This is a genomic window from Isoptericola sp. NPDC060257 (assembly GCF_042726645.1).
GTDB lineage: Bacteria > Actinomycetota > Actinomycetes > Actinomycetales > Cellulomonadaceae > Isoptericola > Isoptericola nanjingensis.
Window position 1 is genome coordinate 1 of sequence record NZ_JBHXAW010000255.1, and the last position, 6,450, is coordinate 6,450.

The 6,450-nt window shown below is 73.3% G+C and carries 5 protein-coding genes; all 5 read left to right on the plus strand.

Translation table 11 applies throughout. The features are described 5' to 3' along the window. Positions 1-521 (plus strand): carbohydrate ABC transporter permease (locus tag ACFWEK_RS17240; RefSeq protein WP_430554827.1); only part of this gene is annotated, 521 nt, incomplete at its 5' end. Between the two features lie 53 nt (positions 522-574). Further along, positions 575-1,927 carry an ABC transporter substrate-binding protein gene (locus ACFWEK_RS17245; RefSeq protein WP_430554828.1) on the plus strand — a complete coding sequence of 451 codons (1,353 nt, stop codon included), beginning with the start codon at positions 575-577 and terminating at the stop codon, positions 1,925-1,927. Continuing rightward, positions 1,924-2,709: a glycerophosphodiester phosphodiesterase gene (locus ACFWEK_RS17250; RefSeq protein ID WP_430554829.1), complete on the plus strand. Its 786-nt coding sequence runs from the start codon at positions 1,924-1,926 to the stop codon at positions 2,707-2,709. Before ACFWEK_RS17245 ends, ACFWEK_RS17250 begins: the two co-directional genes overlap by 4 nt. A gap of 114 nt (positions 2,710-2,823) precedes the next feature. After that, positions 2,824-4,869, plus strand: coding sequence for a beta-galactosidase (locus tag ACFWEK_RS17255; protein WP_430554830.1), 2,046 nt, complete (start codon positions 2,824-2,826; stop codon positions 4,867-4,869). Between the two features lie 157 nt (positions 4,870-5,026). Then, complete coding sequence (locus ACFWEK_RS17260; protein ID WP_430554831.1) at positions 5,027-6,364, plus strand: nucleobase:cation symporter-2 family protein; 1,338 nt, start codon at positions 5,027-5,029, stop codon at positions 6,362-6,364. Positions 6,365-6,450 lie beyond the last annotated feature (86 nt).

Here is a 6,450-nt window from a genome sequence, read left to right on the forward strand (position 1 = left end):
AGAAGCTCATGTTCGGGCTCGTCATCGCGACCCTGATGATCCCGCCGCAGATCACGATCATCCCCAACTACACGCTGGTCGCGAGCCTCGGCTGGCTCAACACCTACCAGGGGATCCTCGTGCCGGGCCTGGCCAGCGCGTTCGGCACCTTCCTGTTCCGGCAGCACTTCCTCACGCTGCCCGCGTCCATCCTCGAGGCGGCCGAGCTGGACGGCGCCGGGCACTGGCGCAAGCTGTGGAAGTTCGTCGTGCCGATGAGCACGCCGACGCTCGCCGCCGTCGCGCTGGTGTCCGTCGTGACCGAGTGGAACGACTACCTGTGGCCGTTCCTCGTCGTCGACCACGCCGACAAGATGACCCTCCCCGTCGGCCTCACGCTGCTGCAGAACACCGACGGCATGTCGAACTGGGGCGTGCTGCTGGCCGCGACCGTCGTCGTGACGCTGCCCATCCTGCTCGTCTTCCTGATCCTCCAGCGACGCCTCGTCGCCGGTCTCACCGCGGGCGCGGTGACGGGGTGACCCCGTCCCGCCCGGCCCGCCTCCCGAACACCACCCCGAACCAAGGAGCACGTGTGTCCCACCGTCCCGCCCGCCGCACCCGCACCGCCGTCGCGGCGCTCGCCGCGGTCTCGGCCCTCACCCTCACCGCCTGCGCCGGCCCGAGCGTCGGGGCCACGGCCTCCGGCGACGCGTCCGCCGAGGCCGTCGACTGGTCGCAGGTCGAGCCTGCGCAGGAGATCACCTGGTGGAGCAACCACCCGGGCCAGTCGCAGGAGCTCGAGCAGCAGCTCATCGACGACTTCACGGCCGAGAGCGGCATCGAGGTCGACCTCGTCACCGCCGGCGCCGACTATGACGAGGTGGCGCAGCGCTTCCAGGCCGCGTCGCAGACGGACGAGCTGCCGGACCTGGTCATCGCGTCCGACGTGTGGTGGTTCCGGTACCGCCTGAACGACCAGATCATGCCGGTGGACGACGTCATGGAGTACCTCGACGCCGACGCGGAGGACTTCCAGCCCGCCCTGTACGCCGACTACGAGTACGACGACCAGCACTGGGCGGTGCCGTACGCCCGCTCGACCCCGCTCTTCTACTACAACAAGGACCTGTGGGAGAAGGCCGGCCTGCCGGACCGCGGCCCGGAGACCTGGGACGAGCTGATCGACTGGGACGCGAAGCTCAAGGGCGAGGTGCCGGACGGCGGCTCGACGCTCGGCCTGTCCACCGGTCCGTCGTGGGGCGCCTGGTGGTTCGAGAACATGATCTGGGGCCAGGACGGCGCCTACTCGGACGGCTTCGACCTCACGCTCGACACCCCGGAGGCGGTCGCGGGCGGCGAGTTCGTGCGCGACCTCTTCCACGACTCGGGCGTCGCGACGCTCTCGGCCGACGACGCGATGGCGGACTTCTCGTCCGGCCTCGTCGCCTCGACCATCGGCTCCACGGGCTCGCTCAAGGGCGCGCTCGACGCCGCGTCGTTCGAGGTCGGCACGGCCTACCTGCCGGACGGCCCGGCCGGCGGCGGCACCCCGACGGGCGGCACGGGCCTCGCGATCCCGTCGTCGAAGACGCCGGAGGAGCAGCTCGCGGCCGCGATGTTCCTCGAGTTCCTCACGAACACCGAGAACACGGCGACGTTCTCGCAGGCCACGGGCTACATGCCGGTGCGCACCTCCGCCGTCGAGAGCGACGCGATGAAGCAGACCTACTCCGAGACGCCGCAGTTCCGCACGGCCGTCGACCAGCTGGCCGACAAGGCGCGCGTGCAGGACGACGTGCGCGTGTTCGTGCCGGGCGCCGACGCGCTGCTCAACGAGGCGCTCGAGCAGATCGTCATCGAGGACGCCGACCCGAAGACGGCGTTCGAGGCCGTCGCGCCGCGCATCGAGACGGCGTACACCGAGAACGTGGAGCCGTACCTGTGACGGGCGCGACCGGGCCGACCGGGCCGACCGGGCCGAAGGGTTCGCGACGGCCGCGCGTCGTCGCGCACCGCGGCAACAGCGCCGTCGCTCCGCAGAACACGCTCGCCGCGTTCGAGAGCGCGGTCCTCGCGGGGGCCGACGCCCTGGAGATCGACGTGCGGCTCACCGTCGACGGCGAGGTCGTCGTCATCCACGACGACACCGTCGACGCGACGACCAACGGCAGCGGCAAGCTGGCGGACCTCGAGCTGCGGGAGGTCCGGCTGCTCGACGCCGGGTCGTGGTTCTCGCCCGCGTACGCGGGGCAGCGGGTGCCGACGTTCGGTGAGGTGACCGACCTGCTGCGCGCCCGCCCTGGCCTGGACCTGCTGCTGGAGGTCAAGGGCGCGTGGTCCGCGCGGGAGGTGCGGCGGGTGACGGAGCCGCTGCGCGCGGCGGGCCTCGCCGACCGCACGGTGGCGCAGAGCTTCTGGCCCGAGACCGTGGCCGCGCTGCGCGACGCCGACCCGGGGCTGCGCCGCGGCCTGCTCGTCACCACCGCCCGAGACGACCTCGTCGAGCGGTGCCGCGACCTCGACGTCGTCATGTGCAACCCGCAGGGCACCGTGCTGCGCGACGACCCCGACGTCGTCGCCCGGCTGCACGAGGCCGGACTCTCCACCGCCGTCTGGACGCTGAACGAGCCCGCGCACTGGGCCGCCGCCGTCGCGCTCGGCGTGGACGCGATCATCACCGACCGCCCCGACCACCTGGCGGGCTGGCTGGCGGGCCGCGTCGGCTGATCACGAGCGGTCAGGGCCAGGGCCGGGTGGACGTGGCTCTGGTCCTGACAACTCGGGGTGGGTAGGCTGGCGCGCGCATCGAAGCGCTTCGACGGTCCACGGGGGTATCGCGGCATGGCGGCTGGACTCGCACGGCTCACGGACGAGCTGGGCATCCTGTACGGCGGGGACTACAACCCCGAGCAGTGGGAGCCCGCCGTCTGGCGGGAGGACGTCGCGCTCATGCGGGAGGCGGGGATCAACCTCGTCACGGTCGGCGTCTTCAGCTGGTCGCACCTCGAGCCGCGGCCGGGCGAGTACCGGTTCGCCTGGTTGGACGACGTGCTCGACCTGCTGCACGACGCCGGCATCGCCGTCGACCTCGCCACCCCGGTCGCCTCGCCGCCGCCGTGGCTGGGCCACCGGCACCCGGAGTCGCTGCCCGCGACGGCGGACGGCACGGTGCTGAGCTACGGCTCGCGCAACCAGTTCTGCCCGTCCTCGTCGGCGTACCGGGAGGCGGCCGGGGCGATCGCCGAGCAGGTGGCCGCCCGCTACGCCGGCCACCCCGCCGTCCGGATGTGGCACGCGGGCAACGAGTACGGGCAGTTCTGCTGGTGCGACCGCTGCGCGGAGCGCTTCCGCGACTGGCTGCGCGCGCGGTACGGCACCCTCGACGCGCTCAACGCCGCGTGGGCCACGACCGTCTGGTCGCAGGAGTACGGCGACTGGGCCGAGATCCTGCCGCCGCGCGTCGCGCCCTACCACCGCAACCCGTCGCAGGAGCTCGACTTCCGGCGCTTCGGCTCCGACCTGCTGCTCGACCTCTACCGCGAGCAGAAGGCCGTGATCCGGCGGCACGACGCCGACCGTCCCGTGACGACCAACCTCATGGGGTTCTTCGGCGGCATCGACCCGCACGGCTGGCGCGCGGACCTCGACGTGATCGCCGACGACGCCTACCCCGACCCGGCGTCCCCCGACGCGCCCGCCGACGCGGCCCTCGTCAACCACCTCGCCCGCGGGCTCGCGGGCGGCGGGCCGTGGCTGCGCATGGAGCAGGCGGCGAGCGCCGTGAGCTGGCGGGAGCACAACCTCACGAAGTCGCCCGCGCGGCTGCGCACCGAGGTGCTCCAGGCGCTCGCGCACGGCGGCGACGGCGCGCTGTTCTTCCAGTGGCGCCAGGCGCGCTCCGGCCCCGAGCGCTTCCACTCCGCGATGCTGCCCGTCGCGGGCGCGGACACGACCGTGCACGCGGGTGTCCGCGCCCTGGGTGCCGAGCTGCGTGCGCTGCGCGGCCTCGTCGGCGAGCCCGTCCACCGGCGCGTCGCGCTGCTGTGGGACTGGCCGTCGTGGTGGGCCGCCACCCAGGTCGCGCTCCCGACGGTGCGGCTCGACCCGCTCGCCACGCTGCAGGCCTGGCACCGGGAGCTGTGGCGGCTCGGCGTCGTCGCCGACGTCGTCGCGCCCGGCGACCCGCTGCAGTCCTATGACCTCGTGCTCGCCCCGGCGCTGGCCGTGCTGGAGCAGCCCGCCGCCGACCGGCTCGACGCCTACGTGGCTGGCGGCGGGCACCTGGTGTGGGGGCCGTTCGGCGGCGTCGCGGACGGGCTCGCCCACCTGCACGCGGGCCGCTCGCCCTCGCTCCTGCGGCACGTGCTCGGGGTCTCCGCGGAGGAGTGGGTGCCGCTGCCCGACGGCGGCAGCGCGGTCTCCTGGGCCGGTCCGCAGACCGGGCACCACGGCACCGCGACGACCCTGGGAGAACGAGCCCGCTCCGACGGCGCCGAGGTGCTCGCCACCTACGACGACGGGCCGCTGGCCGGCAGCGTCGCCGTCGCGCGCCACGCGCACGGCGCGGGCCGCGCCTGGTACGTCGGCGCCGACCTCAGCGGGCCGGGCGGCGGCCTCGAGGCCGTGCTCCGCGCCGCGCTCGACGACGCGGGCGTGGCTCTCGGCGGCCAGGTCCCGGGCGTCGAGACCGTGTGGCGGGGCGGCACCCTGGTGGCTCTCAACCACACGGACCGCCCTGCGACGCTCGTCCTCGCCGCGGCGCTCGCGGCCGGGCCCGACGGCGTCCGGGCCGCTGCTCTCACCGACGTCCTCACCGGCGCGCGCCACGCCGCCGCCGCGACCCTCCCGCTCGCCCCGCACGACGTCGTCGTCCTCACGACCGGGTGACGTGAAAGGTTCATCCGAGAAGATGTCACCTCCCGGAAACGCTGTTTGATCCCACGGAAACCGTCGCTCCCTACGGTCGTCCCGACGCGCCGCCCAGGCGCCCGGTGACGGAAGGGGACGACCGATGTCCGAAGCTTCACGCAGCACAGCACCACCCGTGACCGCGCACCCGGTGGACCAGGTGCCGCGGCTGGCGCGGCTCTTCCCGCTCGGGCTGCAGCACGTGCTCGCGATGTACGCCGGGGCGGTGGCGGTGCCGCTCATCGTGGGCGGCGCCCTCGGCTACTCCGCGCAGGACCTGGCGTTCCTCATCAGCGCCGACCTGTTCGTCGCGGGGATCGCGTCGATCATCCAGTCCCTCGGGTTCTGGCGGTTCGGGGTGCGGCTCCCGCTCATGCAGGGCGTGACGTTCGCCGCCGTCGGCCCGATGATCACCATCGGCACGACGTACGACATCACCGCCGTCTTCGGCGCCACCATCGCCTGCGGCCTCTTCATGATCCTCGTCGCGCCGTTCTTCTCGGCGCTGCTGCGGTTCTTCCCGCCCCTCGTCACCGGCACGGTCATCCTGATCATCGGCGTCTCGCTCATGGACGTCGCCGCGGGGTGGATCACGAACAACGGGGCGACGGCCGCGCCGTCCGACCTGGCGCTCGCGGCGGGCACGCTGCTGTTCATCGTGCTCGTCGAACGCTTCGCCCCGCCCGCCCTCGCGCGTCTCTCGGTGCTGCTCGGGCTCGCGCTGGGCACGCTCGCCGCGCTGCCGATGGGCAAGGTCGACTGGTCGGGCGTCGGGGAGGCGGGCTGGTTCGCCGTCGTGACCCCGTTCCACTTCGGCCTGCCGACGTTCCCGCTCGCCGCGGTGGTGTCGATGCTGGTCGTGGGGCTCGTGATCATGACCGAGACGACCGGCGACATGATCGCCGTCGGCGAGATCACCGGCCGGCCGGTGACGAAGCGGCGGCTCGGCGACGGACTGCGCGCGGACGGGCTCTCGACCGTCCTCGGCGGGATGTTCAACACGTTCCCGTACACCGCGTTCGCGCAGAACGTGGGCCTCGTCAGCCTCACCGGGGTCGCGTCGCGCTACGTCGCGACGATGGCCGGCGGCATCCTCGTCGTCCTGGGCCTGGTACCCAAGGTCGGCGCGGTGGTCGAGGGCGTGCCCGGCGCCGTGCTCGGCGGCGCGGGGATCGCGCTGTTCGGCATGGTCGCGGCGTCCGGCATCCGGTCGCTCACCAAGGTGACGTTCACCAGCAAGAACATCCTCGTGGTCGCGGTGTCCCTCGGGGTCGCCATGCTGCCCACCGTGCGCCCGGAGATCTACGCCGAGTTCCCGACGTGGTTCCAGCTGATCTTCGACTCCGGCATCAGCGCCGGTGCGATCAGCGCCATCCTGCTCAACCTGCTGCTCAACGGCGACCAGCTGCGCGCAGCGTCCGCGCCGGTCCGCCCCGAGCCGGACCGCCCCGAGCCGGCACGTCAGGAGGCGTGACCACGGAGCCTTCCGGACGACGACGGCCGGTACCCGGCTTCCGGGGTACCGGCCGTCGTCACCGTCGGCGGGCGTCAGTCCTTGAG

What these genes read in the sequence shown, in the direction of transcription:
- ACFWEK_RS17255 (WP_430554830.1), top strand. Translation starts at nt 2,824, where the DNA reads ATGGCGGCTGGACTCGCACGGCTCACGGACGAGCTGGGCATCCTGTAC.